This is a genomic window from Cupriavidus sp. GW823-FHT07B10, assembly GCF_058794355.1.
The window spans coordinates 43,920-66,160 of sequence record NZ_JBXAGS010000013.1 but is presented as its reverse complement, the minus strand read 5'-3'; the positions used below and the strand labels follow the sequence as shown (position 1 = coordinate 66,160).

Below are 22,241 nucleotides of genomic sequence, written 5' to 3'. Positions count from 1 at the left end.
AATGAATGCCATCGACCCTGCTTTGCTGGCTGAGACCGGAGATAACCGTCCGCTGCAGCGCCAGATTTTTGACGACATCAAGCGACGCGTCATCACTTGCGACTTGCTGCCGGGAGTCGAGGTCACGGAAAAGGCCCTGGCGGAAGCGTACGGCGTGACGAAAGCCCCGATCCGCAGCGCCCTCACACGCCTGACGGAGGCCGGCTGGCTGGTAAGTTCTCCACGCAAGGGGCACGTCGTGTCACCCCTGCTGTTGCGTGACGTGATTGAGATCTTCGATGCGCGTGAGCTCATCGAACCTGAAACGGCGCGCCTGGCTGCCGGCCAGATATCGAAAGCCACGCTGGAGCAGCTTAACGCGGCCTGCACGAAGGAATACGACCTTGACGACACGGACGCCAAGCGGGCGTTCCTGCTGGCCAATGCCGCGTTCCACGTAGGCATTGCCAGGGCCTGCGGCAATAGTCGCCTCGCCTTGATCCTGGAACAACTTCATGACCAAAGTCTGCGGGTGCTTTATCTGAGTATCAGTGCAAGCGACCGCTCGGCTTCGTGGCGACACGGGCACGAAGGCATGATTGACGTCCTGGTTTCCGGCGACGGCGACCTTGCGGCCAGCCGGACCCTCGCTGGCATCAAGCGCAGCCGTGAATCTGTCATGGACATTGTCAAACAGCGCAACGGCAAAATTTTTGTTTAAACCCTCCCAAACACCAACACAGAAAATGAGCAACACCATCTCGCGCATCAACACCGGCGTTCGCCTGTCCGACGTCTCCATTCATAACGGCACGGTGTACCTCGCCGGCCAGGTACCCCGGAAGACCCTGGATCAAGGGATTGAAGCGCAAACCGCAGAGGTCCTGGCTACGATCGACAATCTGCTTGCCGAAGCCGGTTCGAGCAAGGAGCGAATCCTGTCCTGCCAGATTTTCCTTACCGACATCGCGGACATTGCAGGCATGAACAGCGTTTGGGACGAGTGGGTCGCCAAGGGCCAATGTCCCAGCCGGGCCACGGTCCAGGCACAGCTGGCAAATCCCGCCTGGCGCATTGAAATCGTCATCACCGCCGCTCAGGCCTGACCCAGGCCAGCCCGGCATCAGCAGCGCGACGTCCCGGCCGGGACGTCGCGCTGCCGCGCCAATCCACCATTAGCCCACCGCTAAGCCACCACAAAGCGGGGATCCAGCCTGGCCAACGCGAAGGCGCGCGTGTGGGTGACGAACGCCTTGAGCAATATCGACGGCGAACGCTGGGCCGAAAACAGCACGGAAAAGTCAGTGGTCAGCAACGGTTCGAACATCCGGAAGCAGACGCCAGTGCCCTTGTATTCGAGCGCGGTGATCGGGTCGATCAGGGCCACGCCCAGCCCCTCCTCCACGAACGCGCAAATGCTCCAGGACACCTGCGTCTCCACCTGCACCTTGCACTCGATGCCGTAGGAAGCGAACAGCGCATCGATCTGCAGCCGGGAGTCCAGCACGCGCGGATGGGAGACAAAGCGCTCCCCCGCGAGATCCTCGGGCCGGATCACCTCCTTGCCGGCAAGCCAGTGTCCCGCCGGGATGGCGCAGACCATCCGGGTCGAAAGCAGGCGCTCGCCGTGCGTGCTGGGGTGGTTCATCGACAGGATCGCAAAGCCCACGTCGCAGCGCTGCTCCGACACCATATTGACCACCGTGCGTGACGAATGCGGCAGCATGGTGATGTGGGTCTGGGGGTGATCCTGCATGAACGCGGCGATCGCCCGCGGCAGAAAGGACAGCGCCAGCGCCGGTGCGGCGGCAATCTGCAGCGACCCGCGCTGCATGTCGCGGATCTCCAGGGCCGTCTGCGCAATCCGGTCGATCCCCACCAGCGAGCGCTGCACCTCCTCGAACAGCGCCTGCGCCTCGGCGGTGGGATGGAGCCGGCCGCGCAACCGCTCGAACAGGGCAAACCCTACCGCCTCTTCCAGATCCGCGATCAGGCGCGTGGTGGCTGGCTGCGAGATGTGCAGCATCTCGGCGGCGCGCGTGACGGTCTGGCAGAGCATCACGGCCCGGAAGGCTTCGAGCTGGCGGATTTTCATGCGGCAAGTCTATAACATGCCATTATGGATGTGCCAAAAAAAAGAATTTTTCACGGCCGCTCCATCCTCCTAATCTATCCCAACGCCGCATAGTTCCTGAGCATAGTCGTTATGGTGCAGGGATAACCCTAATGCATGGATGTGGTGATCGACTTGCATTTTATTGGTGCATACCACGGAGGAAAGCATGAAGCAGCAAGTTCTGGCCGCGGCAGTGGTCGCGTTATGCAGTGCGTCAGCGGCGATGGCCCAGCAGCCGACCCTCTACGTCGGTTCGTACGGCGGCTCCACCGAAAAGGCGTTCAAGGAAAAGATCATTCCCGCCTTCGAGGCCAGGCATAAGGTCAAGGTGGTCTACGTGGCCGGCAACTCCACCGACACACTGGCCAAGCTGCAGGCACAGAAAGCCAAGCAGGAACTCGACGTGGTGCTGCTGGATGACGGCCCGATGTACCAGGCCGTGCAGTTCGGCTTCTGCGACACCATCAAGGACGCGCCGATCTACAAGGACCTCTACCCGATCGCGAAAATCGGCGGCAACAAGGCCACCGGCATCGGCGTGGTGGCAACCGGCCTGGTCTACAACACCGAAGCGTTCAGGAAGACGGGCCTGCCGAAGCCCGATTCCTGGGAAGCTCTGACCGACAAGAAATTCCGCCAGAAGGTCGCCATCCCGCCGATCAGCAACACCTATGGGCTGCAGACGCTGATGGTGTTCGCCAAGCTGCGCAAGGGCAGCGACCAGAACATCGACCCCGGTTTCAGCGCGCTGGCCAGGGAGGTCGGCCCCAATGTGCTGGCGTGGGAGCCGTCGCCGGGCAAGATGACCGAGCTGTTCCAGAACGGCGATGTCACGCTGGCCGTGTGGGGCAGCGGGCGCGCGCAAAGCCTGAAGGACACCGGCTTTCCGGTGGAATTCGTCTATCCGAAGGAAGGCGCCCCGGCGCTGCTGACCGCCGCGTGCCCGGTGGTGCAGAGCGATGTGCCCGAAGCCTCCCAGGCCTTCGTGCAATACCTGCTCACGCCGGAAGTCCAGGCCATCCTGGCGGACAGCCAGGGCTGGGGGCCGGTCAATGGCAAGGCCAAACTCGAGCCGAAGGTGGCCGCCAAGGTGCCGTATGGCCAGGCGCAGGTCGACAAGCTGCTGCCCACCAACTGGACCCTGGTCAACGAAAAGCGCGCCGAGTGGACCAACCGCTGGAACCGGACGGTGGAACGCTAGTCCGGCCATCCTCCCGCCCCTCGACACCGTCAACATGACCGCCCCTGCATAACCATGAGCTTCCTTACACTGAGCGGCCTCGCGAAATCCTTTGGCAGCTTTCATGCCGTCGAAGACCTGAGCCTCGAAGTCCGGCGCGGCGAATTCCTGTCGCTGCTGGGCCCGTCCGGCTGCGGCAAGACCACCACGCTGCAGATGATTGCCGGCTTTGTCGACCCAACGCGCGGGCGCATCGTGCTCGACGGGCGCGATATCACCGCGCTGCGCCCGGAAAAGCGCGGCATGGGCGTGGTGTTCCAGAGCTACGCGCTGTTTCCGCACATGACCGTGGCCGGCAATATCGGCTTCGGGCTGGAAATGCGCGGCGTGGGGGCGGCGGAGCGCGCCCGCAGGATCGACGAGGCGCTCCAGCTGGTGCGCCTGGGCGGCCTCGGCAAGCGCTTTCCGAAAGAGCTATCGGGCGGCCAGCGCCAGCGCGTGGCCATTGCCCGCGCGCTGGCGATCCGTCCCGAGGTGCTGCTGCTCGACGAGCCGATGTCGAACCTCGACGCCAAGCTGCGCGAGGACATGCACATCGAGCTGCGCGCGATCCAGCGCCACCTCGGCATCACCACCATCCTGGTCACGCACGACCAGGTCGAGGCGATGACGATGAGCGACCGCATCGCGGTGATGCATGGCGGGCGCATCGTCCAGCTTGCCACGCCGTTCGAGGCCTATGAGCGCCCGCAGTCGGCGTTCGCGTCGGGATTCCTGGGCAAGACCAACAGTATCCCGGGCGTGGTCGAACAGACCAATCCGCGTTGCTGCGAAGTGCGCCTGGGCGAAACGCTCGCGCACGTGCCGCATGAAGGCCGCCAGGTCGGGCGCGACGTGCACGTCTACGTCCGCCCCGAGAAGATCCGGCTCGGCCGGGCCGGCGACGGCGGCATTCCCGGCACGGTGCAGGCACGCCTGTTCCTCGGCAACCACTGGATGCTCGAGGTCGACAGCGCGCTGGGCCGGCTGCGCGTCAGCCAGCCCAACCTTGGCGAGGCGCCACCCGCGGAAGGCGCCGCGGTCAGCGTGCTCTGGCAAGACCAGGACCTACGCGTGCTGGCATCGGAGTCGAAGCATGGCTGATACCGCAAGCCCCAACCTGGCCGGCGCGCCCGTGTCGGCGCCACGCCCGGCCGGCCAGCCGTTCGCCGGCGCCGCACCGTGGCTGCTGTGCGGCCCCGCCCTGCTGCTGTTCTGCGCGATGCTGCTGGTCCCGCTGGCACTCACGGCGCTGCTGTCGTTCCACGCGTTCGACGGCACGCGCGGCGTGCTGCCGGAGATGACGGCTGCCAACTACCTGGAAATCCTCGGCGACAGCTATTACCACGAGATCTTCCTGCGCACGGCGGGCATGGCGCTGGCGGTGACGGTGCTGTCCATCGTGTTCGGCGTGCCCGAGACCATCATCCTGTCGCGCATGCGCAGCCCGTGGCGCGGGCTGTTCCTGATCGTCATCCTGGGTCCGCTGCTGATCTCGGTGGTGGTGCGCACGCTGGGCTGGGCCATCCTGATGGGCAACAACGGGCTGATCAATGAGGCACTGCAATGGCTGGGCATTGTCGACGCGCCGCTGAAGCTCGTCTTCACGCAGACCGGCGTCATTGTCGCGCTGACCCACGTGATGATGCCGTTCATGGTGATTTCGGTGTGGGCGTCGCTGCAGAAACTCGACCCGCAGGTGGAACAGGCCGGCCAGGCATTCGGTGCCTCGCCGTTCACGGTGTTCCGCCGCGTGGTCCTGCCGCAGATCCTGCCCGGCATCCTGTCGGGCAGCATCATCGTCTTCGCGCTGTCGGCATCGGCCTTTGCCACCCCGGCCATCCTCGGCGGCCGCCGGCTCAAGGTGGTGGCCACCGCCGCCTACGACGAATTCCTGAACACGCTGAACTGGCCGCTGGGCGCATCGATCGCGGTGCTACTGCTGGTGGCCAACGTGATCGTCATCGTCGGCTGCAACCGGCTGGTGGAGCGCCGCTTCCGCCAAGTCTTCGACGCATAAGGAGCCGACGCCATGCGCAAGAATGGTCCGCTTTCCCTGCTGTTCCACGCCCTGTTCATCGTCTTCATGGTGGCGCCGCTGCTGATGGTGGTGGCCGTGTCCTTCACCGGCAAGGGCTATATCTCCATGCCCACCGACGGCTTCTCGCTGCGCTGGTTCCGCGCCATTGCCGATGCGCACGAGATCGTCGACGCCTTCTGGCTGTCGCTGACGCTCGGCCTGTCCAGCGCCACCATCGCGGTGGCGCTGGCGGTGCCCGCCGCGCTGGCGCTGGTCCGCCATCGCTTTCCCGGCCGTGGCGCGCTGATGGCCTTCTTCCTGTCGCCGCTGATGATCCCGCATGTGGTGCTGGGCGTGGCCTTCCTGCGCTTCTTTACCACGCTGGGCGCGACCGGCTCGTTCTTCTGGCTGGCGCTCACGCACGTGGTGGTGGTCATGCCCTATGCGCTGCGGCTGGTGCTGGCTGCGGCCACGGGCCTGGACCGCGATGCCGAGCGCGCGGCGCTCTCGCTCGGCGCCAGCCGCTTCACGGCATTTCGCCGCGTGGTGCTGCCGCTGATCCTGCCCGGCGTGGTTGGCGGCTGGATGCTCGCCTTTATCCAGAGCTTCGACGAGCTGACCATGACCGTATTCGTGGCCACGCCCGGCACCACCACGCTGCCAGTGGCGATGTACAACCAGATCGCGCAGACTATCGATCCGCTGGTCGCTTCGGTATCCACGGTGCTGATCGTCGGTACGCTCGTGCTGATGGTGCTGCTGGACCGTATCGTCGGCCTCGACCGCGTGCTGATCGGCAAGAACTGAACCCCCGACTGACATGACTACATCCGATCTCATCGTGATTGGCGGCGGCCTGGTTGGCACTGCCATTGCCTACGGCGCGGCCAGGCAAGGCGCGCGTGTCACCGTGCTCGACGAGGGCGACGATGCCCTGCGCGCCTCGCGCGGCAATTTCGGCCTGGTATGGGTCCAGGGCAAGGGCTTCGGCATGGCGCCCTACGCGCGCTGGACGCTGGGCTCGGCGCGCCTGTGGCCGCAGCTGCGCGATGCGCTGCGCGACGAAACCGGCATCGACGTCTGCCTCAGGCAGCCCGGCGGCTTCCACCTGTGCTTTTCCGAGCAGGAGATCGAAGAGCGCCGGCAACGCCTTCAGGGCATCCAGGACGCTCTGGACGGCGACTATCCGTTCGAGATGCTCGACCACCGCGAGGTGGCGCAGCGGCTACCCGGCGTCGGGCCGGCCGTGGCCGGTGCCAGCTATACGCCGATGGACGGGCACACCAATCCGCTCAAGCTGCTGCGCGCGCTGCATGCCGCCTGCCAGGCGCGCGGCGTCCGCATCGTCGGCCGGCATGGCGCGCAATCGATCACGCCCGAGGCGGGCGGCTTCACCGTCCATGCGGGCGAAGGTGGCAAGGCGCGCTTTGCCGCACCACGCGTCGTGCTGGCCGCCGGCCTCGGCAACCGCGAGCTTGCGGCGCAGGTTGGCCTGCATGCGCCGGTGGCGCCGAACCGCGGCCAGGTCCTGATCGGCGAACGCGCCACGCCCTTCCTCGATTTCCCGACCACCTACGTGCGCCAGACCGACGAAGGCACGATCCAGCTGGGCGACTCGATGGAAGACGTCGGCTTCGACGACGGCACCACCGCCGACGTGCTCGCCCAGATTGCCCGGCGCGGCGTGCGCAGTTTCCCCGCGCTGGCCGGCCTCAAGCTGGTGCGGGCCTGGGGTGCGCTGCGCGTGATGAGCCCGGACGGCTTCCCGATCTACCAGGAGAGCCAGGCCTGTCCGGGCGCCTTTGTCACCACGTGCCATAGCGGCGTCACGCTGGCCGCCTCGCATGCGCTGCGGGTCGCACCCTGGGTGGCGGGCGGCGAGCGCCCGCACGGTATCGACGTGTTCGCCGGCGACCGCTTCCTGAACTCCAACCAGACCTTCCACCATGCCCACTGATCGCTTGTTCAAACGGATGGCCGCCCCCGGCGGCAATGCCGGCAGCAGCGCCGGCGCCGATACGGTCGCCATCGAATTCAACGGCGCGCCGCTGCGGGTGCCGGCCCGGTGCAGCGTTGCCGCGGCGCTGCTGGCCAGCGGCGTGACCCGCTTCCGCAATTCGCCGGTCAGCGGCGAGCCGCGCGCACCGTACTGCATGATGGGCGTCTGCTTCGAATGCCTGATGGAAATCGACGGGCAACCGAGCCGGCAAAGCTGCCTGGTGACCGTCAGCGAAGGCATGCGCGTGCGCACCCAGGATGGCGCGCGCACCCTGCCGTTGCCGCCCGCCGTGCCCGCTGCCCGTGCCCCGGAGGTGGAACATGGCTGACCTCGAGGTGGACATCGCCATCGTCGGCGCCGGCCCGGCCGGCATGGCTGCCGCGGTGGCCGCCGCCGCTACCGGCGCGCGCGTGGCCCTGCTCGATGAGCAGGAAGCCTGTGGCGGCCAGATCTATCGCAGCATCCAGAGCGCCCCGCCGGAGCGACTGCGTATCCTGGGCCCCGACTACGCGGCCGGCCGCGCGCTGGCAGACCGATTTGCCGCCAGCAGCGCGCAGCACATCACCGGCGCAGCGGTGTGGCAGGTCACGCGCGAGCACACGGTGCATTACCTGCGCAACGGCAGCGTGGCCAGCCTGCAGGCCCGGCAGGTGATCCTGTGCACTGGCGCCATGGAACGCCCCTTCCCGATCCCGGGCTGGACACTGCCCGGTGTGCTGACTGCCGGCGCCGCGCAGATCCTGCTCAAGAGCGCCGACGTGGTGCCTGCCGAACCGGTGGTGCTGGCCGGCTGCGGCCCGCTGCTGTACCTGCTGGGCTGGCAATATGTGCGGGCCGGGGTGCCGATCCGCGCCATCGTCGATACCACCGATGGCGCCGACTACAAGCGCGCGCTGGCCCACCTGGGCGGCGCGCTGGCCGGCTGGCGCTACCTGAAAAAGGGCCTGGCGCTGATGCGCGCCCTGAAGCGCGGCGGCGTGCCGTTCTACAAAGGGGCGTCGGCCTTGTCGATCGAGGGCGACGACGCGGTGCGGGCCCTCCACTTCACCAGCCGCGGGCAGGCCCACCGCCTTGCCACCAATGCGGTGCTGCTGCACCAGGGCGTGGTGCCCAACACCCAGTTCAGCTGGGCGCTGCGCGCGGCGCACCGCTGGGACGACACGCAGCTGTGCTGGCAGCCGGTGGTGGACGAATGGGGCACGCTCGACGTGCCCGGCATCTTCGTGGCGGGCGATGGCCGCGGCATTGGCGGCGCCGTGGCCGCCGCGCTGCAGGGCGAGCTGGCCGGCCTGGCGGCCTCCCACAACGTGGGCAAGCTCGGCGCCCCACAATGGGACCGCCTGGCCGTGCCGCTGCGCGCCGCGCTGCGCTCGCACCTGGGCATCCGGCCATTCCTCGACGCGCTGTACCGCCCCAAGCCGGCCAACCGAGTGCCGGCCGACGATGTGGTCGTATGCCGCTGCGAGGAAGTGACCGCCGGCGATATCCGCGGCTTCGTCGCGCTGGGCTGCAGCGGCCCCAACCAGGCCAAGTCTTTCGGGCGCTGCGGCATGGGGCCTTGCCAGGGGCGCCAATGCGGGCTGACGGTGACCGAGGTCATCGCCGACGCGCGTGGCGTGCCGCCGCAGGAGGTCGGCTACTACCGCATCCGGCCGCCGATCAAGCCGGTCACGCTCGGAGAACTGGCCAGTGAAGCCTGATCGCGGTGCCGATGCCGACGTGATTGTCATCGGCGGCGGCTTGCATGGCACCTCGAGCGCGCTCCATCTCGTGCGCAAGGGGCTGCGCGTCACGCTGCTCGAAGCCGAGTATTGCGGCCGGCACGCGTCCGGCGTCAATGCCGGCGGCGTGCGCACCCTGGGCCGCCACCTCGCCGAGATTCCGCTGGCGCTGGCCTCGCGCGAGCTCTGGCATCGCCTTGGCGAACTCACCGGCGACGACGCCGGCTTCGTCCCCAGCGGCCAGCTGAAGGTGGCGGAAACCGATGCCGAGCTCGACACGCTGCGCCAGCGCGTGACCCGGCTCGAAGCCCTCGGCTTTACGCACGAAAGGCTTGTCGACGGACACGCGGTGCGGGAGCTGGTCCCGTCCATCGCGCCGCATGTCACCGGCGCCATCTGGGCGTGCCGCGACGGGCACGCGTTGCCCTATCGTGCCGTCATGGCGTTCCGCCGGGCCGCGCAAGCGGCAGGCGTGGTGGTGCACGAAGCCACGCCGGCGGGACGCCTGGAACAGGCCGGCGGCCGCTGGCATGTGCATACGCCGCGGGGCGTGTTCCGCGCCGAACGCCTTGTCAACACGGCGGGCGCCTGGGCCGGGGAATTCGCGGCACAGCTCGGCGAACCCGTGCCGCTCGAGGCCGGCGGACTGATGCTGATGATCACGCACCGCGTGGCCCCGTTCGTGAAGCCTGTGCTCGGCGCCACCGGGCGTGCGCTCTCGTTCAAGCAGTTCGACAACGGCACCGTGCTGATCGGCGGCGGCTTGCGCTGCCCTGCCGATGCGCAGGCACGTCATGGCGAAGTCGACATGCTCAGGCTCGGCACCAGCGCGCGGACGGTGACGGCGCTGTTCCCGCACCTTGGCCCGCTTGGCATCAACCGCGCATGGGCCGGCGTCGAGGCCTTCATGCCCGACCAGATTCCGGTCATCGGCCCCAGCCAGTCCGCTCCAGGCGTGGTGCATGCCTTTGGCTTCTCCGCGCACGGCTTCGAACTCGGCCCCATCGTCGGCCAGATCGTCGCCGAACTCATCACCGAACAACGCTCCACCCTGCCGATCGATGCCTTTGCCATCGGCCGCTTCAGCAAGCCCCGCAGTGCCTTGGCCGGCGCACTACGGGAGCAGGTTCCAGCCGGCCGCTCCACCCTTCATTCTTCTTCGAGGTCATACGGATGAGCAATATCCAGCGCTTCCAGTCCACCAAACGTCTTTCCCGTCTCGTCGTGCACAGCGGCGTGGTCTACGTGGCCGGTGTCACGGCCAGCGACATCTCCGGGGATATCGGCGCCCAGACGCGCGATGTCCTGGAAAAGATCGAGGGCTACCTCGCCACCGTCGGCAGCGACAAGACCAGGCTGCTGTCCGCGCAGATCTGGCTCAAGGATATCGACAAGGACTTTGCCGGCATGAACGCCGCCTGGGAAGCCTGGATTCCCGAGGACGCCGTGCCGACGCGCGCAACCTGCGAGGCCAAGCTCGCACGTCCCGAATTGCTGGTGGAAATCATCGTGACGGCCGCGGTCTGACGCTGGGCGCTGCCATCAAACGCGCATGAAGTCCGGCCGATTTGAACTGCACGCCAACAGCCGGTGTCCGGCTGTTGGCGTGCAGTTCACGGGCGCTGGCGGACCAGCGGCTCGTTACCGGAGCCGCAGCCGGAGCCGGTTCCGCTCACGCCTTCTGCTCATAGCGCTGCATCACCTCGTACCAGATTTCACTCACTTTCATTGCGACCTCGTCGGCCGTCGGAAACGCTTCGGCGAGGAGCACGTCATTGGCCACGAAACGCTCGCGCAGGACTTCGATCGTCATCGTGATCAGCATGCGGATCGTGCCGGCATATTCGATGCGCTCGGCGCCAATGAATTCGCGGCCACGCCGACGCCCCGATACATGCACGATCTTCATCGCCCACTGCGCGTTACGTTGTTCGCGCACCTTGCGCAAGGCGCTGTTGCGATGAATGGCCGCGAACAGGTTCGCGTTCGCCGCGTAGGCGCGCGCGTACCACATATTGGCTTCGACAATGGCATCGAAGGTCGACAGTTCGCGCGAGCTGCTGACGCGGCTGCCCTCGATGTACTCGAAGAACAGGTCGAGCACTTCGAAGATGCAGTCGTCGATGTCCTTGAAGTGGTTGTAGAAGGTGCTGCGCGCCAGCCCGGATTGCGAGAGGACGACTTCTACCGTGGGATTCTCCGCGGGATTATCCTGGAGGCAACGCGCCGCGATCGTCATGAATACATAGCGGGTACGCTCGCGCTTCGACAACGACCGATCCAGGGACTTGCGCCCCAGCATCTCTTCGAATCTCAGTGACGATGGTACGTCGCCCGCCCCGGCAAGCGAGTCTGCCGTCATCGACTTCCCCTCTCTCACATGTCAAGTCAGCGATTCTAACAAAGGCGGTCCTATGCCCCGCCCGCTTGGCCTATTGGCCGGTAAACACCGGTGCACGACGTTCAACAAAATGCGCGACACCTTCGCGGAAGTCATCGCTTCCGAGGCTTTTCACCATCTCGTCGTTGGCCAGGCGCACCGCTTCGGCCAGGGCCTGGAAAGGGGCCTCCCAGAGCTGCCGCTTCATCACGCGTAGCGAGCGCGGCGACACGTCGCGACCGAGCCGCATCGCGAAGGCATGTGCGCTGGCGCGGAAATCAGTGGCATCCGACAACTGGTGCACCAGCCCCATACGCAACGCCTCGTCCGCTTCCACCCTGCGCGACGTCATCAGCAGATCGGTCGCATGCGCGGCGCCGACGATCCTCGGCAGGATCCACGCCACGCCATGCTCGGCGACCAGCCCCCGCTTTGCGAATGCCGTCGTGAATACCGCCGAACGCGATGCGAGCCGAAAGTCGCTGTAAAGCGCGAGCACAAGCCCCAGGCCAGCGGCCGCACCGTTGACGGCGCTGATGATGGGCTTGCTGCAGGCGGGAAAGTAGGAATAGCGCGTCTGGTAGTCCGCCCGCCGGTTCATGTCGAACGTCCGCATGTGGCGCCGCGAGCGGATATCCTCGGGCGGCAAGCCTTCCAGCTGGGAAATGTCCATGCCGGCACAAAATGCCCGGCCCGCGCCAGTGACAAGGATGGTCCGCACCTCCGGGTCGGCATCGGCGTCGGCAATCGCCTGGTACAACTCCGCCTCCAGCCTGAACGTCAGCGCATTGAGCTGGTCCGGCCGATTGAGCTCGATCGTGGCAACGGCGTCCTGTACGACGTAGTTCAACTCTGTGTAGTCCATGTCGTGGCTTCCTCAGCTTGCGCCGACCAGGTTCCCGATGTGGTCGGCAGGTAATTGATATGAAACGGTATCGACAAACTCATGCAGGCCGTGCAGGCCGTTTTCCCGCCCGATGCCCGAGTCGCCGAAGCCGCCGAACGGTGCGTCGGGATTGAACGGCGCGCCGTTCACGTCGATCTGTCCCGCGCGCAACCGGCGTGCTACCGACCATGCGGCGTCGGGCATTGGCCCCCATACGCTGGCGGCGAGCCCGTAACGCGTGCCGTTGGCGATCTCCACGGCCTCGTCAACGTTGTCGTAGGCCAGCAGCACCAGCACCGGCCCAAACACTTCTTGCTGTGCGACCGGCATCGACGGATCCACATTGCCCAGCACTGTCGGCGCGAAGAAATAGCCGTGCGACGGCACCGGCAGCGCGTCGGGCCCACCTGCGACGACCGTCGCGCCATCCGCCAGTGCAGCGTCGACGAGGGACCGCACCCGCGCCAACTGGGACATCGAAGCCAGCGGGCCAAGCCGCGTCGCAGGATCCGAAGGGTCGCCCATGACGTAGGTCCTGACCTGTTCGCGCAGCATGGCAACGACTTCCGCGTAGCGTTCACGTGGCACGAGGAGCCGGCTCAGCGCCGAGCAGGTCTGACCGGAATTGAGCAGGCAATTGGCTAACGTGGCCTTGACTGCCGTTGCCAGGTCCGCATCCGGCAGGATCAGTGCGGCAGACTTTCCACCCAATTCCAAAGCGACGCGCTTGAGCTGTGCCCCCGCATCGGCGGCAATCCTGCGCCCCACCGAGGTAGAGCCGGTGAACGAGACCATGTCGATATCCGGGTGCCCGGCGAGCGCCGCGCCCACATTTTCACCGCGACCGTTGACAAGATTGAAAACCCCTGCCGGCAGCCCCGCCGACGCTACCGCATCGGCCAAAATGAGCCCGCTCGCGGGCGCCACCTCCGAAGGCTTGACGACCACGGTGCAGCCCGCGGCGAGCGCGCAAGCCACCTTGGCCGTGAGCTGATGCAGCGGATAGTTCCACGGTGTGATGCACGCCACCACGCCAGCCGGCAGCCGTTCTACGATCGAATGACCGATTCGCTCTGGCCGTGCCAGCGTCTCAGCCAGTTCCGCCTGGCGCCGCCACGCCCGGATGGGTACGTCGACCTGGATGCGCCGGCTCAGCTTGCCGGGCATGCCAACTTCGCGCGTGATGGCTTGCGCGAGTTCATCGGCGCGTTCGGCCAGCGCTTCGGCGATGCGCACAAGCGCGTTCGCTCGTACTTCGACCGGCGTCTGCGCCCAGGAACGCCCCGCGCTGCGCGCGCTCGCTACCGCAACATCGACGTCAGCACGCGAGCTGGCGCGCAACCTCGCATACACCGCTTCCGTATAGCTGTCGACGAGATCGATTTCCTCCGATCCCCCCGATTCAAACCACGCTCCAGCGGCGTAGGTATGGCAATGCTTCATCTCATGATCCCCGATGGCGCCCGCTAGGGGCCGTGCGAAATGGTTCAGGCAAAAAAGGGCTCAGGCGAAATGACACGCGACCCGCTGCGGCGCTCCCGAGCGCTGGATCAATGCGGGCACCGAACGCGCGCACTCGTCGCTCGCCATCCAGCAGCGCGTGCGGAAGCGGCAACCGGACGGCGGATCGGTCGGGCTCGGCAGATCGCCGGTCAGCACGCGCGGCTTGCGGGCGCGCTCGGCGTGAGGATCGGGAACGTTCGCGCTGTCGACCAGCGCCTGCGTATAGGGGTGACGCGGCGACTGCAGGACGTCGGCGGCGACGCCTGACTCGACGATGCGGCCCATGTACATCACCACGATGTCGTGCGAAACGTTTGCGACCACCGCCAGGTCGTGGGACACGAACACATACGACACCTTGAGTTCGTCCTGCAGTTCACGCAACAGGTTGACGACCTGCGCCTGGACGGATACATCAAGCGCCGACACCGGCTCGTCGCAGACCACCACGCGCGCGGGCCGCACCAGGGCGCGCGCGATGCCCACCCGCTGCAGCTGCCCGCCCGACAGCGAGTATGGGTAGCGCGACGCATGGCCGGCGTTCAGCCCGACGCGTTCGAGCATCGCGGCCGCGCGTGCGGTGCGCTCGCTTTTCGGCAGGTGCGCCTCGTGGATGTCGAGCGGCTCGCGCACGATCTCGCCAATGGTCAGCCGCGGGTTGAGCGCCGTATAGGGCGACTGGAACACCATCTGCACATCGCGCATGACCTCGCGCCAGCGCTCGCCTCGCAGAGTGGTGATGTCGATGCCGTCCACGTACAGGCTGCCCTCGGACGGCGGCAGGATACCGACCAGCATGCGCGACAGCGTCGACTTGCCGCAGCCCGATTCGCCAACGATGCCAAGCGTCCTCCCTGGCGCGAGCGACAGCGTCACGTCGTCGACCGCATCGAGCGTGAGCGGCTTTGCCGGCCACGGCTGCGGGATGCGGAAGCGCCGTCCGAGGCCGCTTGTGCACAGCACCGGCGTGTCGTCGTTGGAAGGCTTCACCTTCGGGAAATCATGCACGTTCTGCATATGGAACCTCGCCCGGTGGGATTCGGCACTGCGACGTTCGCCCGCCGGCAAACCGGATCGGCTGTGGCAGCTCGCTGGCGCAGGCGGCCACGGCCATCGGGCAGCGGGGATGGAAGGGGCAGCCCGGCGGCATTGCCTGCGGCGCCGGCGGCGCGCCGGAAATCGCGCGCAGCGCCAAGCCAGGCTGGTCGAGCCGCGGAATCGCCTTGAGCAGCGCACGCGTGTAGGGATGAGCAGGCGCGTCGAACACTTCGACCACGGGACCGGTCTCGACCGCCCGTCCCGCGTACATCACCAGCATCCGGTCCGCCATGCGCGCGACCACGCCCATGTCGTGCGTCACGATGAGGACGGCCATGCCGAGTTCGCGCTTCAGGCGCATCAGCAACTGCAGGATCTGCGCCTTGATGGTCGCGTCCAGCGCGGTGGTCGGCTCGTCGGCGATCAGGATGTCGGGCTCGAGCGCCAGCGCCATCGCGATCAGCGCGCGCTGGCGCATGCCGCCCGAGAACTCATGCGGATAGTGATGCACGCGCTCGTCGGGCGAAGGGATGCCGGTCAGCTTCAGCAACTCGACCGCACGCCGCATCGCCGCGCCGTACCCAAGGCCGCGATGCACCATCAGCGTCTCGGCGATCTGGAAGCCGACTGTCGTGCACGGATTGAGCGCAGCGAGGGCATCCTGGCTGATCAGTGCCATCCGTTCGCCGCACAGGCGCCGGCGCGCGGCCGGCGCAAGATTATGGATGGGCTGCCCGCAAAGCGAGATGCGCCCGCTGGTGTGCGTGGTGCCAGGCAAGAGGCCCATCACCGCCTGCGCCATCGTCGACTTGCCGGAGCCCGATTCACCGATGACCGCGAACACCTCGCCGCGCGCGACCGTGAAGGACAGGTCGCGCACCACCCGCACGTCGTCCGTGCGGGTGCGGAACGACACGTCCAGGTCGGCAACCTCGAGCACCGGCGCATCGGACGGTTCACGTAGCGTGGACACGGTCATTTCGCCGAAACCTTGACCGTGGCCAGGTCGAAATTGTCACCGAAGCGGGCATCCCACTGCAGCCGCTTCGAGAAGCCGTAGATCGATGCGGCCTGCCACACCGCAGCGACGTAGTAGCGGTCGTTCACGAGCTTCTGCGCGGCCTTCCAGTCCTCGGTACGCTTCGCATCGTCCATCTGGCTCCCCGCCTGCGCGGCCAGCCGGTCAAACTCGGGATCGTTGGTCACGCTGAGTGGCGAGACCGAATTGAGGAACGAGTTGATCTTGCTCGCATCGCCTTCGCCGAAGTCCCAGCCGATGATGTAGAAGGGGCCGCCGCTCTTCGTCTGCATCAGGCTGATCAGACGCCCCCACTCCATTACCTGGGGCTGGATCTTGAACCCGGTCGAGTTGAGCTGCGCGTTGATCGCCTGATAGATATCGCGGTCATTCACATAGCGCCCGTCTGACGTATAGGTCTTCAGCTCAATGGGTTTGCCCCCGAGCACCGCCTTCGCCGCCTTGCGGTCAGTCTGGTATGGCTTGATCGACTTGTCATACTGCACGACAGTCGGCGCCATCGGCACCGCCAGGACGCGGCCGTATTTGCCCAGCAGGTGCGTGACGATGTTGTTGATGTCCAGCGATTCGGCAAAGGCCTTGCGCACCTTGATGTCGTTGAACGGTGGCTTGCGCGAGTCGAGCAGCAGGGTGTGCACCAGGCCGTCCATACTGGTGATGACCTTGGTGTTCTGCGCCTTCTCGATGCGATCGACATCGGCAATCGGCACGCGCTGGATGATATCCACCTCGCCCTGCAGCAGCGCGTTCACACGCGTTCCGTTTTCGGGAATGAACGTGTAGCGTCCGCTGGTCGCATCCGGCTTCTGGCCCCAGTAGCCGGGGTTGCGCTCGAGCGTCAGCGAGGTGCCCCTGCGCCATTCGGCCAGCTTGTACGGGCCGGAGCCCATTGGCTTGTCATTGACTTCCTGCTGGCTGTGTGATTCGAAATAGTGCTTCGGTACGATGAACACGCGGCCACTGCCGCCGATCGGCTGCATGCGACGCGGCAACAGCGGATCCGGCGTCTTGGTCCGGATCTGCACCGTGGCCGGATCGACGATGATCACCTCGGCAACCGACGCGAGCTGCGGCGCGTGCAGTGAGTTCGTCGCCGGATTGAGGATGCGGTCGATCGAATACTTGACGTCATCCGCGGTCAGCGGCTTGCCATCCTGGAACCTGACGTCGCTGCGCAGCTTGAATTCCCACAACGTCGGCTCCTTGAGCGCGTAGGACGTTGCCAGGTTGGGCAGCAGCTTGCCGGTCTTGGGATCCAGCACCAGCAGCGTGTCGTAGATCTGGCTGATGATCGCCAGGTCGGGACCATTGGCGGTGCGTGCCGGATCGAGTTGGTCGATACCGCCCGACAGCGCGATGCGCACGTCCGTGCCTGCCGCGTACGCAGGTGGCGTGGTGGCCAGGCCGGCCGATATGGCCAGCGCCAGCCCAAGCGTACGGCAGGCGCGCAGCGCTGCCCTGCGCATGGCTGTCGTTTCGACAAAGTCTCCCGTTTTCATGACCTTCTCCTTGGAGGTGAACAGCTTGGTTGGCGGAGCGGACCCGGCGTCTTCAGCGCCGGTTGACTTTCGGATCGGATATGTCGCGCACCTGCTCGCCAAGCACGTTGATCGACAGTACGAGCAGGAAAATGCAGGAGCCCGGGAACACGGTGAGCCACCAGGCGGTCTCCATATAGTCACGGCCTTCGCTCAGCATGCGCCCCCAGGTCGGCGAATCGGTCGGTACGCCAAGGCCGACGAAGCTCAGCCCGCTCTCCATGACGATGGCGGTGCCGAAGGCGAAGGTCGCGAGCACCAGCACGTTGGGCAGCACGTTGGGCAGGATGTGCCGGAACAGCACGCGCCAGATGCTGCCGCGCATGACCAGCACCGCTTCGACGTATTCGAGCTGCCGGATCTGGTTGGTGTCCGAGTAGGTGACGCGGGCGAAGCGCACCCAGGTGCCGAGCCCGATCACCGCGATCACCAGCGGCACGCTCGGGCTCAGGATGCCGACGATCGTGATGGCCAGCAGGAAGAACGGAAACGACAGCTGGATGTTCGACAGGTACAGCAGCAGCACCGCGAAGCGCCCGCCGCGGTAGCCGGCCAGGATGCCCGCGCCAATCCCGGCCACGGCCGCCAGCGAGACCGCGCAAACCGACACGAACAGCGCGGGCCACGCACCCATCACCAGCAACGACAGCACGTCGCGGCCGAGCGCGTCGGTGCCGAACCAATAGCGCCCTTCGGCGCCGATCGTGCCAGGCGGCAGCAGCCGGCTGCCGAGATCCTGGAAGGTGGGGTCGAACGGCGTCAGCGCATCTCCCGCAATTGCCGCGACCAGCGTGAGGGCAATGAAGGCTGCGCACAGCAGCATGGCGACCGGCTGGTGCGCGAGGCGCCGGCTCAGCCGTCGCCATGCCGGCGCAGGCAAAGCGGATGTGGTGGTGGATATCATGCTTGCCTCAATCTCGGATTGACGATGCGGATGACGATCTCGACGAGCACGGTAAGCACCGCGAAGATCACCGCCACGTAGGCCACGACGCCCTGGGTGATAGGGAAGTCCCGGCGCTGTATCGATTCGATCGCGAGCCGGCCGATGCCCGGCCAGGAGAACACCGTCTCGGTCAGCACGGCCCCGCCGAACAGCGAGCCGATCTCGAGCGCGATCAGCGCCAGCACGGGCACGATGCCGTTGCGCATCACCGTGCGGAAGATCACGCGGCGCTCAGGCATTCCCTTCGCCCTGGCCGCATTGACGTAGCTCGATGGCAAGACTTCGAGCATCGACGAACGGGTGAGCCGCGTGACACTGGGAAACACATACAGCGCGAGCGTGAGCGACGGCAACACAAGGTGCTGCCATCCGCCGATGCCGTAAGTCGGCAGCCAGCCCAGCCCGACCGCGAAGACCTGGATCATCAGCAGGCCCATCCAGAACGACGGCACCGACGCGCCCAGCACGCTGATCACCTGGACCGAGCGATCGAGCAGGCCGCCGCGCCGCGTGGCGGCCAGCACACCAAGTGGAATGGCGAAGACCAGTGCGATGGCCAGCGCGCTCGACGCAAGCAGCGCCGTGTTGGGCAGGCGGCGCATGATGATCGCCGTCACGGTGTCACCATCGAAGTAGGAGTTGCCGAACTCGCCCCTGGCCGCGCCTTGCATGTAGTTCATGTACTGGCGTGGCAGCGGCTGGTCCAGCCCGAGCTGCTTCTGCATGGCGAGGCGCTGTTCGGCGGTCGCGTCCTGCGGCAGGATCTGCGCGGTCGGATCGCCGCTCATGCGCACCATGAAGAATGTCAGCGTGACCGCCGTGATGACGACCGCGAGCCCCAGTCCGATCTGCTTGCTGATCAGGTTCAGCATGGCGTCAGCTCCCGGCGGCTGTCTTGCCGTCGGCGTAATACTGCGTGCGCCACTGGATGCCGGCGCTGGGCCCCTGCTCTTTCACGCGGCGCGCGAACTCGCCGCGCGCCTCGTCGTCCATGAACGACAGGTACGCCGCCGTCTCCACCCAGCTGTCGATATGCGCAGCCATGCCTTGCGTCTCGTAGGCGCGGTTGATGCCGACCTTGTTGATCGTCACCGCGGCAGGCGGCAGCCGCAACAGCTTCTGCGTCAGCGATGCCACCGCGGCGTCCAGCCCGTCGTCCGGCACTACCGTGCTGACGATGCCCATGCGCAGCGCTTCTGGCGCGGTGAACTGCCGGCCGGTCAGCAGGATGTCCTTGGCGATCTTGTGGTTGACCAGCCAGGGCACCATCATGAATGCCGGCCCTTCGCCGAAAAGGATCTCGGGCTCGCCCAGCGTGCAGCTTTCGGTGGCGATCGTGAAGTCGCACGGCAGCACCAGTTCGAACGCGCCCCCCATGCAGTAGCCGTGGATCGCCGCGATCACCGGCTTCTTGCAGCGCCACACCGCCCAACGCGCGCGGTTCGCGATTTCGTGCAGCGAGTGCAGCCGGTCTTCGTGCGAGCGCTCTCCCATCTGGAGCGACAGGTCGAAGCCCGCCGAGAAGGCGCGGCCATTGCCGCGCAACACCACCGCGCGGCAGGCGGGATCCGCGCTCGCTTCGCTGACGCGGTCACCCACAAACGCGTAGATTTCCGGCGTGAGCGCGTTGAGTTTTTCCGGACGGTTGAACGTGATGGTCAGCACGTTGTCCCGCATTTCGGTAAGCGGCATCGGGATAGTCACGTCGGCTCCTTTTCGGTGATGGTGATGGCGGCGTCAACGGGAACCAGTTCCCGGCCGACTACCATCACGGGGTTGCATTCGACGCTGTCGATGACGGGATCGGATCCCAGGGCGGCGTCAAGCTGATTGAGCAGGTCGGCAAGCGCATCGGCGGGCACGGCGGGCTCGCCACGGAACTCGCCCCAGGCACGCGCACTGGTGAGGCGTGCCAGTGCGCGCGACACGCGTTCTGGCGTGGCTGGCAGCAGCACCACGGCAACGTCGTTGAACGCTTCGGTCAGCACGCCGCCAAGACCAATCAGGCCAAGCGACGCCAGTGACACGTCGCGCCGCACGCCAACGATCAGCTCGCGGCGGCGGCCCAGGTCGCGCGTGACGGTAAAGCCGTCGAGCGCGGCGGCACCGAGCGCCTGCGACACGCTGTGGGAAATCGCGCGCGCCGCGTCGCGCACCGCGCCGGCATCGCCCAGGCCGGTGCGTACGCCACCAATGTCGCTCTTGTGCGCGACGCCAGGCAGGATCGCCTTGACGACGACCGGATATCCGATCCGTTCCGCCTGCGCTACGGCCGCCTCGGGCGACTCCGCCGTGAGCACCTCGGGCAGCTTCACGTCGTGGCGCGCCAGCAGGCGGTACGCGGCGACTTCGGACGAGTAGTCCTGCGACGGCACCGCGGACGTGGCGGCCGCTGCCGGCAGCGGTGCCACCTGGCGCTGCGGCAGCGCTTCACCGGCGCGTGCCAGATAGCGGCCGCGCCGCCGCAACGCCGCGAGCGCGACGCCGACCGATTCGATCGATTCCAGGCACGGCACCCCGGATTGGCGCATCGCAGTGAACGACGGATGCGCGCGGTCAGCGTAAGGCGTGTAGAAGACCAGCGGCTTGCCGAGCTTCGTCTGCAAGGCGCCGAGCAACGGCGCGGCGCTGGCGTAGTCGTGCGGGCTTTCCTTGCCGAGCACGCCGCCCTTCCACAGCCCGTAAAGCCCGTAATTGACGGCGGCATCGAACGACGGGCAGGCGCGCATCACCAGTTCGGTCAGCGACGAGAACAGGCTCGGATCGTTGATGTAGGCGCCGGTCATGTCGACCGGATTCCGCTTTGGCGCCCACGACGGCAACAGGCCGGACAGTGTCTCGACCACCGCTGCCGGGAATTCGGGCACGCGCAGGCCCACGGACTCCACCTCGTCGGTGCAGACGGTCGAGTGGCCACCGCCCGAGCCGACAATTGCGACATCGTCCCCCATCATCGGCGGGCAGCGCATCAGCGCCTCGGCCGCTGGCAGCAGATGCTCCAGCTGGCTCACCTCGACCATGCCCGCCTCGTCGAAGAGCGCCTGGTAAACCCGTTCGGATGACGACAGCGACGCGGTGTGCGATTGCGCCGCGCGCCGTCCCGCCGAGGTGCGCCCGCCCTTGAGCACGACGATCGGCTTCTTGCGGGAAACCCGCGCGCAGGCTTCGAAGAACGCATCACCGCTGCCGGGCCGCAGGCCTTCCAGGTAGACCGCGACCACGCGCGTGTCGTCGTCCTGGCCAAGGTAGTCGATGTACTCGTGCATCGGGATGTCGGCCTGGTTGCCGAAGCCAACGAAGCAGGAGAACCCGAGATCGTGCTTGCGTGCCTGGTCCCACAGCGTGACCGCGACATTGCCGCTTTGCGACACCAGCGCAACCGGGCCGGCCGGCAGCGGCGTGATCTCGGTCAGGTTCAGCCCGACATGCAGGTTGGCCAATCCCATGCAGTTCGGCCCGACGATGCGCATGCCATGCGCGTTGCAGGCACGCACCATCTCATCTTGCAGCCGCTCGCCTTCCTCGCCCATCTCGGCGAAGCCCGCGGTGAACACCACCGCGAATGCAGCGCCGCGCGCGGCAACCGCCTCAAGCACCGCCGGCGTCTGCGCGGGGCCCAGCAGATTGAAGGCGACATCGATATCGCCCGGTAGATCGTCCGGCTCGGTGTGGATCGTCAGGCCGTCAAGCTCGCCGGCCTGCCTGCCGAGCAGCGAGATCCGCCCGGCGAAGCCGGCGTCAAGCAACGAGCGCAGGAACTTGTAGCCGGCCTTGTCGGTGTCCCGGGATACGCCCAGCAACGCGACGTGACGTGGCCGGAAGAGGCGCTGCAGAGGATGCGTGGTAGTCATGTTCGG

22 protein-coding genes are annotated in these 22,241 nt (G+C 66.7%); 11 read left to right on the top strand and 11 right to left on the bottom strand.

Annotated elements, in window-relative coordinates; translation table 11 throughout:
* Nucleotide 1 precedes the first annotated feature (1 nt).
* Both AC1Q6V_RS24075 and AC1Q6V_RS24070 read left to right on the top strand, forming a co-directional pair.
* The gene (locus tag AC1Q6V_RS24075) at nucleotides 2-700 is read left to right on the top strand and encodes a GntR family transcriptional regulator (protein WP_010811824.1); all 699 of its coding nucleotides are present in this window, start codon (nucleotides 2-4) and stop codon (nucleotides 698-700) included.
* Nucleotides 701-725: 25 nt separating this feature from the next.
* Nucleotides 726-1,085 carry a RidA family protein gene (locus AC1Q6V_RS24070; RefSeq protein ID WP_010811823.1) on the top strand — a complete coding sequence of 120 codons (360 nt, stop codon included), beginning with the start codon at nucleotides 726-728 and terminating at the stop codon, nucleotides 1,083-1,085.
* Nucleotides 1,086-1,165: 80 nt separating this feature from the next.
* Here AC1Q6V_RS24070 and AC1Q6V_RS24065 read toward each other — a convergent pair whose 3' ends face one another.
* Nucleotides 1,166-2,074, bottom strand: coding sequence for a LysR substrate-binding domain-containing protein (locus tag AC1Q6V_RS24065; RefSeq protein WP_454750528.1), 909 nt, complete (start codon nucleotides 2,072-2,074; stop codon nucleotides 1,166-1,168).
* Between the two features lie 187 nt (nucleotides 2,075-2,261).
* Here AC1Q6V_RS24065 and AC1Q6V_RS24060 point away from each other — a divergent pair, with 187 nt between their 5' ends.
* From AC1Q6V_RS24060 to AC1Q6V_RS24020, 9 genes are all read left to right on the top strand, one after another.
* Nucleotides 2,262-3,296, top strand: coding sequence for an ABC transporter substrate-binding protein (locus AC1Q6V_RS24060; RefSeq protein ID WP_010811821.1), 1,035 nt, complete (start codon nucleotides 2,262-2,264; stop codon nucleotides 3,294-3,296).
* A 54-nt stretch (nucleotides 3,297-3,350) separates the two neighbouring features.
* Complete coding sequence (locus AC1Q6V_RS24055; protein ID WP_454750529.1) at nucleotides 3,351-4,418, top strand: ABC transporter ATP-binding protein; 1,068 nt, start codon at nucleotides 3,351-3,353, stop codon at nucleotides 4,416-4,418.
* Between the two features lie 118 nt (nucleotides 4,419-4,536).
* On the top strand, nucleotides 4,537-5,334 hold the full coding sequence (locus tag AC1Q6V_RS24050; RefSeq protein ID WP_234788257.1) for an ABC transporter permease: 798 nt from the start codon (nucleotides 4,537-4,539) through the stop codon (nucleotides 5,332-5,334).
* A 12-nt stretch (nucleotides 5,335-5,346) separates the two neighbouring features.
* Complete coding sequence (locus AC1Q6V_RS24045; protein ID WP_010811818.1) at nucleotides 5,347-6,141, top strand: ABC transporter permease; 795 nt, start codon at nucleotides 5,347-5,349, stop codon at nucleotides 6,139-6,141.
* A 13-nt stretch (nucleotides 6,142-6,154) separates the two neighbouring features.
* Nucleotides 6,155-7,291, top strand: a complete 1,137-nt coding sequence (locus AC1Q6V_RS24040) for an NAD(P)/FAD-dependent oxidoreductase (protein WP_010811817.1) — start codon at nucleotides 6,155-6,157, stop codon at nucleotides 7,289-7,291.
* Nucleotides 7,281-7,661: a (2Fe-2S)-binding protein gene (locus AC1Q6V_RS24035; RefSeq protein ID WP_063048021.1), complete on the top strand. Its 381-nt coding sequence runs from the start codon at nucleotides 7,281-7,283 to the stop codon at nucleotides 7,659-7,661. Before AC1Q6V_RS24040 ends, AC1Q6V_RS24035 begins: the two co-directional genes overlap by 11 nt.
* Nucleotides 7,654-9,033 carry an FAD/NAD(P)-dependent oxidoreductase gene (locus AC1Q6V_RS24030; protein WP_454750530.1) on the top strand — a complete coding sequence of 460 codons (1,380 nt, stop codon included), beginning with the start codon at nucleotides 7,654-7,656 and terminating at the stop codon, nucleotides 9,031-9,033. The genes AC1Q6V_RS24035 and AC1Q6V_RS24030 overlap by 8 nt, the downstream gene beginning before the upstream one ends.
* Nucleotides 9,023-10,231 (top strand): NAD(P)/FAD-dependent oxidoreductase, encoded by a 1,209-nt coding sequence (locus AC1Q6V_RS24025; RefSeq protein WP_454750531.1) that lies wholly within the window; start codon nucleotides 9,023-9,025, stop codon nucleotides 10,229-10,231. Before AC1Q6V_RS24030 ends, AC1Q6V_RS24025 begins: the two co-directional genes overlap by 11 nt.
* Nucleotides 10,228-10,581, top strand: a complete 354-nt coding sequence (locus AC1Q6V_RS24020; protein WP_010811813.1) for a RidA family protein — start codon at nucleotides 10,228-10,230, stop codon at nucleotides 10,579-10,581. The genes AC1Q6V_RS24025 and AC1Q6V_RS24020 overlap by 4 nt, the downstream gene beginning before the upstream one ends.
* Nucleotides 10,582-10,726: 145 nt before the next feature.
* Here AC1Q6V_RS24020 and AC1Q6V_RS24015 read toward each other — a convergent pair whose 3' ends face one another.
* The 10 genes from AC1Q6V_RS24015 to AC1Q6V_RS23970 all read right to left on the bottom strand — a co-directional run bounded on the left by AC1Q6V_RS24015 (nucleotide 10,727) and on the right by AC1Q6V_RS23970 (nucleotide 22,235).
* Nucleotides 10,727-11,416, bottom strand: coding sequence for a TetR/AcrR family transcriptional regulator (locus AC1Q6V_RS24015; protein ID WP_037024413.1), 690 nt, complete (start codon nucleotides 11,414-11,416; stop codon nucleotides 10,727-10,729).
* Nucleotides 11,417-11,486: 70 nt separating this feature from the next.
* Nucleotides 11,487-12,299 (bottom strand): enoyl-CoA hydratase, encoded by an 813-nt coding sequence (locus tag AC1Q6V_RS24010; protein WP_439668874.1) that lies wholly within the window; start codon nucleotides 12,297-12,299, stop codon nucleotides 11,487-11,489.
* A 12-nt stretch (nucleotides 12,300-12,311) separates the two neighbouring features.
* Nucleotides 12,312-13,763 carry an aldehyde dehydrogenase family protein gene (locus AC1Q6V_RS24005; protein ID WP_010811810.1) on the bottom strand — a complete coding sequence of 484 codons (1,452 nt, stop codon included), beginning with the start codon at nucleotides 13,761-13,763 and terminating at the stop codon, nucleotides 12,312-12,314.
* Nucleotides 13,764-13,823: 60 nt separating this feature from the next.
* Nucleotides 13,824-14,840 (bottom strand): ABC transporter ATP-binding protein, encoded by a 1,017-nt coding sequence (locus AC1Q6V_RS24000; protein ID WP_010811809.1) that lies wholly within the window; start codon nucleotides 14,838-14,840, stop codon nucleotides 13,824-13,826.
* Nucleotides 14,824-15,840: an ABC transporter ATP-binding protein gene (locus AC1Q6V_RS23995; RefSeq protein ID WP_010811808.1), complete on the bottom strand. Its 1,017-nt coding sequence runs from the start codon at nucleotides 15,838-15,840 to the stop codon at nucleotides 14,824-14,826. Before AC1Q6V_RS23995 ends, AC1Q6V_RS24000 begins: the two co-directional genes overlap by 17 nt.
* Nucleotides 15,837-17,399: an ABC transporter substrate-binding protein gene (locus AC1Q6V_RS23990; protein ID WP_010811807.1), complete on the bottom strand. Its 1,563-nt coding sequence runs from the start codon at nucleotides 17,397-17,399 to the stop codon at nucleotides 15,837-15,839. Before AC1Q6V_RS23990 ends, AC1Q6V_RS23995 begins: the two co-directional genes overlap by 4 nt.
* A gap of 52 nt (nucleotides 17,400-17,451) precedes the next feature.
* The gene (locus AC1Q6V_RS23985) at nucleotides 17,452-18,342 is read right to left on the bottom strand and encodes an ABC transporter permease (protein WP_052181628.1); all 891 of its coding nucleotides are present in this window, start codon (nucleotides 18,340-18,342) and stop codon (nucleotides 17,452-17,454) included.
* Nucleotides 18,339-19,256, bottom strand: coding sequence for an ABC transporter permease (locus tag AC1Q6V_RS23980; protein WP_058698398.1), 918 nt, complete (start codon nucleotides 19,254-19,256; stop codon nucleotides 18,339-18,341). The genes AC1Q6V_RS23985 and AC1Q6V_RS23980 overlap by 4 nt, the downstream gene beginning before the upstream one ends.
* A 4-nt stretch (nucleotides 19,257-19,260) precedes the next feature.
* The gene (locus AC1Q6V_RS23975; RefSeq protein WP_081645129.1) at nucleotides 19,261-20,088 is read right to left on the bottom strand and encodes an enoyl-CoA hydratase/isomerase family protein; all 828 of its coding nucleotides are present in this window, start codon (nucleotides 20,086-20,088) and stop codon (nucleotides 19,261-19,263) included.
* The gene (locus AC1Q6V_RS23970; RefSeq protein WP_037024410.1) at nucleotides 20,085-22,235 is read right to left on the bottom strand and encodes an acetate--CoA ligase family protein; all 2,151 of its coding nucleotides are present in this window, start codon (nucleotides 22,233-22,235) and stop codon (nucleotides 20,085-20,087) included. Before AC1Q6V_RS23970 ends, AC1Q6V_RS23975 begins: the two co-directional genes overlap by 4 nt.
* Nucleotides 22,236-22,241 lie beyond the last annotated feature (6 nt).

Coding starts and splice junctions, on each gene's coding strand:
- AC1Q6V_RS24075 (WP_010811824.1), top strand. CDS start 2: ATGAATGCCATCGACCCTGCTTTGCTGGCTGAGACCGGAGATAACCGT.
- AC1Q6V_RS24070 (WP_010811823.1), top strand. CDS start 726: ATGAGCAACACCATCTCGCGCATCAACACCGGCGTTCGCCTGTCCGAC.
- AC1Q6V_RS24065 (WP_454750528.1), bottom strand. CDS start 2,074: ATGAAAATCCGCCAGCTCGAAGCCTTCCGGGCCGTGATGCTCTGCCAG.
- AC1Q6V_RS24060 (WP_010811821.1), top strand. CDS start 2,262: ATGAAGCAGCAAGTTCTGGCCGCGGCAGTGGTCGCGTTATGCAGTGCG.
- AC1Q6V_RS24055 (WP_454750529.1), top strand. CDS start 3,351: ATGAGCTTCCTTACACTGAGCGGCCTCGCGAAATCCTTTGGCAGCTTT.
- AC1Q6V_RS24050 (WP_234788257.1), top strand. CDS start 4,537: ATGCTGCTGGTCCCGCTGGCACTCACGGCGCTGCTGTCGTTCCACGCG.
- AC1Q6V_RS24045 (WP_010811818.1), top strand. CDS start 5,347: ATGCGCAAGAATGGTCCGCTTTCCCTGCTGTTCCACGCCCTGTTCATC.
- AC1Q6V_RS24040 (WP_010811817.1), top strand. CDS start 6,155: ATGACTACATCCGATCTCATCGTGATTGGCGGCGGCCTGGTTGGCACT.
- AC1Q6V_RS24035 (WP_063048021.1), top strand. CDS start 7,281: ATGCCCACTGATCGCTTGTTCAAACGGATGGCCGCCCCCGGCGGCAAT.
- AC1Q6V_RS24030 (WP_454750530.1), top strand. CDS start 7,654: ATGGCTGACCTCGAGGTGGACATCGCCATCGTCGGCGCCGGCCCGGCC.
- AC1Q6V_RS24020 (WP_010811813.1), top strand. CDS start 10,228: ATGAGCAATATCCAGCGCTTCCAGTCCACCAAACGTCTTTCCCGTCTC.
- AC1Q6V_RS24015 (WP_037024413.1), bottom strand. CDS start 11,416: ATGACGGCAGACTCGCTTGCCGGGGCGGGCGACGTACCATCGTCACTG.
- AC1Q6V_RS24010 (WP_439668874.1), bottom strand. CDS start 12,299: ATGGACTACACAGAGTTGAACTACGTCGTACAGGACGCCGTTGCCACG.
- AC1Q6V_RS24005 (WP_010811810.1), bottom strand. CDS start 13,763: ATGAAGCATTGCCATACCTACGCCGCTGGAGCGTGGTTTGAATCGGGG.
- AC1Q6V_RS24000 (WP_010811809.1), bottom strand. CDS start 14,840: ATGCAGAACGTGCATGATTTCCCGAAGGTGAAGCCTTCCAACGACGAC.
- AC1Q6V_RS23995 (WP_010811808.1), bottom strand. CDS start 15,840: ATGACCGTGTCCACGCTACGTGAACCGTCCGATGCGCCGGTGCTCGAG.
- AC1Q6V_RS23990 (WP_010811807.1), bottom strand. CDS start 17,399: ATGAAAACGGGAGACTTTGTCGAAACGACAGCCATGCGCAGGGCAGCG.
- AC1Q6V_RS23985 (WP_052181628.1), bottom strand. CDS start 18,342: ATGATATCCACCACCACATCCGCTTTGCCTGCGCCGGCATGGCGACGG.
- AC1Q6V_RS23980 (WP_058698398.1), bottom strand. CDS start 19,256: ATGCTGAACCTGATCAGCAAGCAGATCGGACTGGGGCTCGCGGTCGTC.
- AC1Q6V_RS23970 (WP_037024410.1), bottom strand. CDS start 22,235: ATGACTACCACGCATCCTCTGCAGCGCCTCTTCCGGCCACGTCACGTC.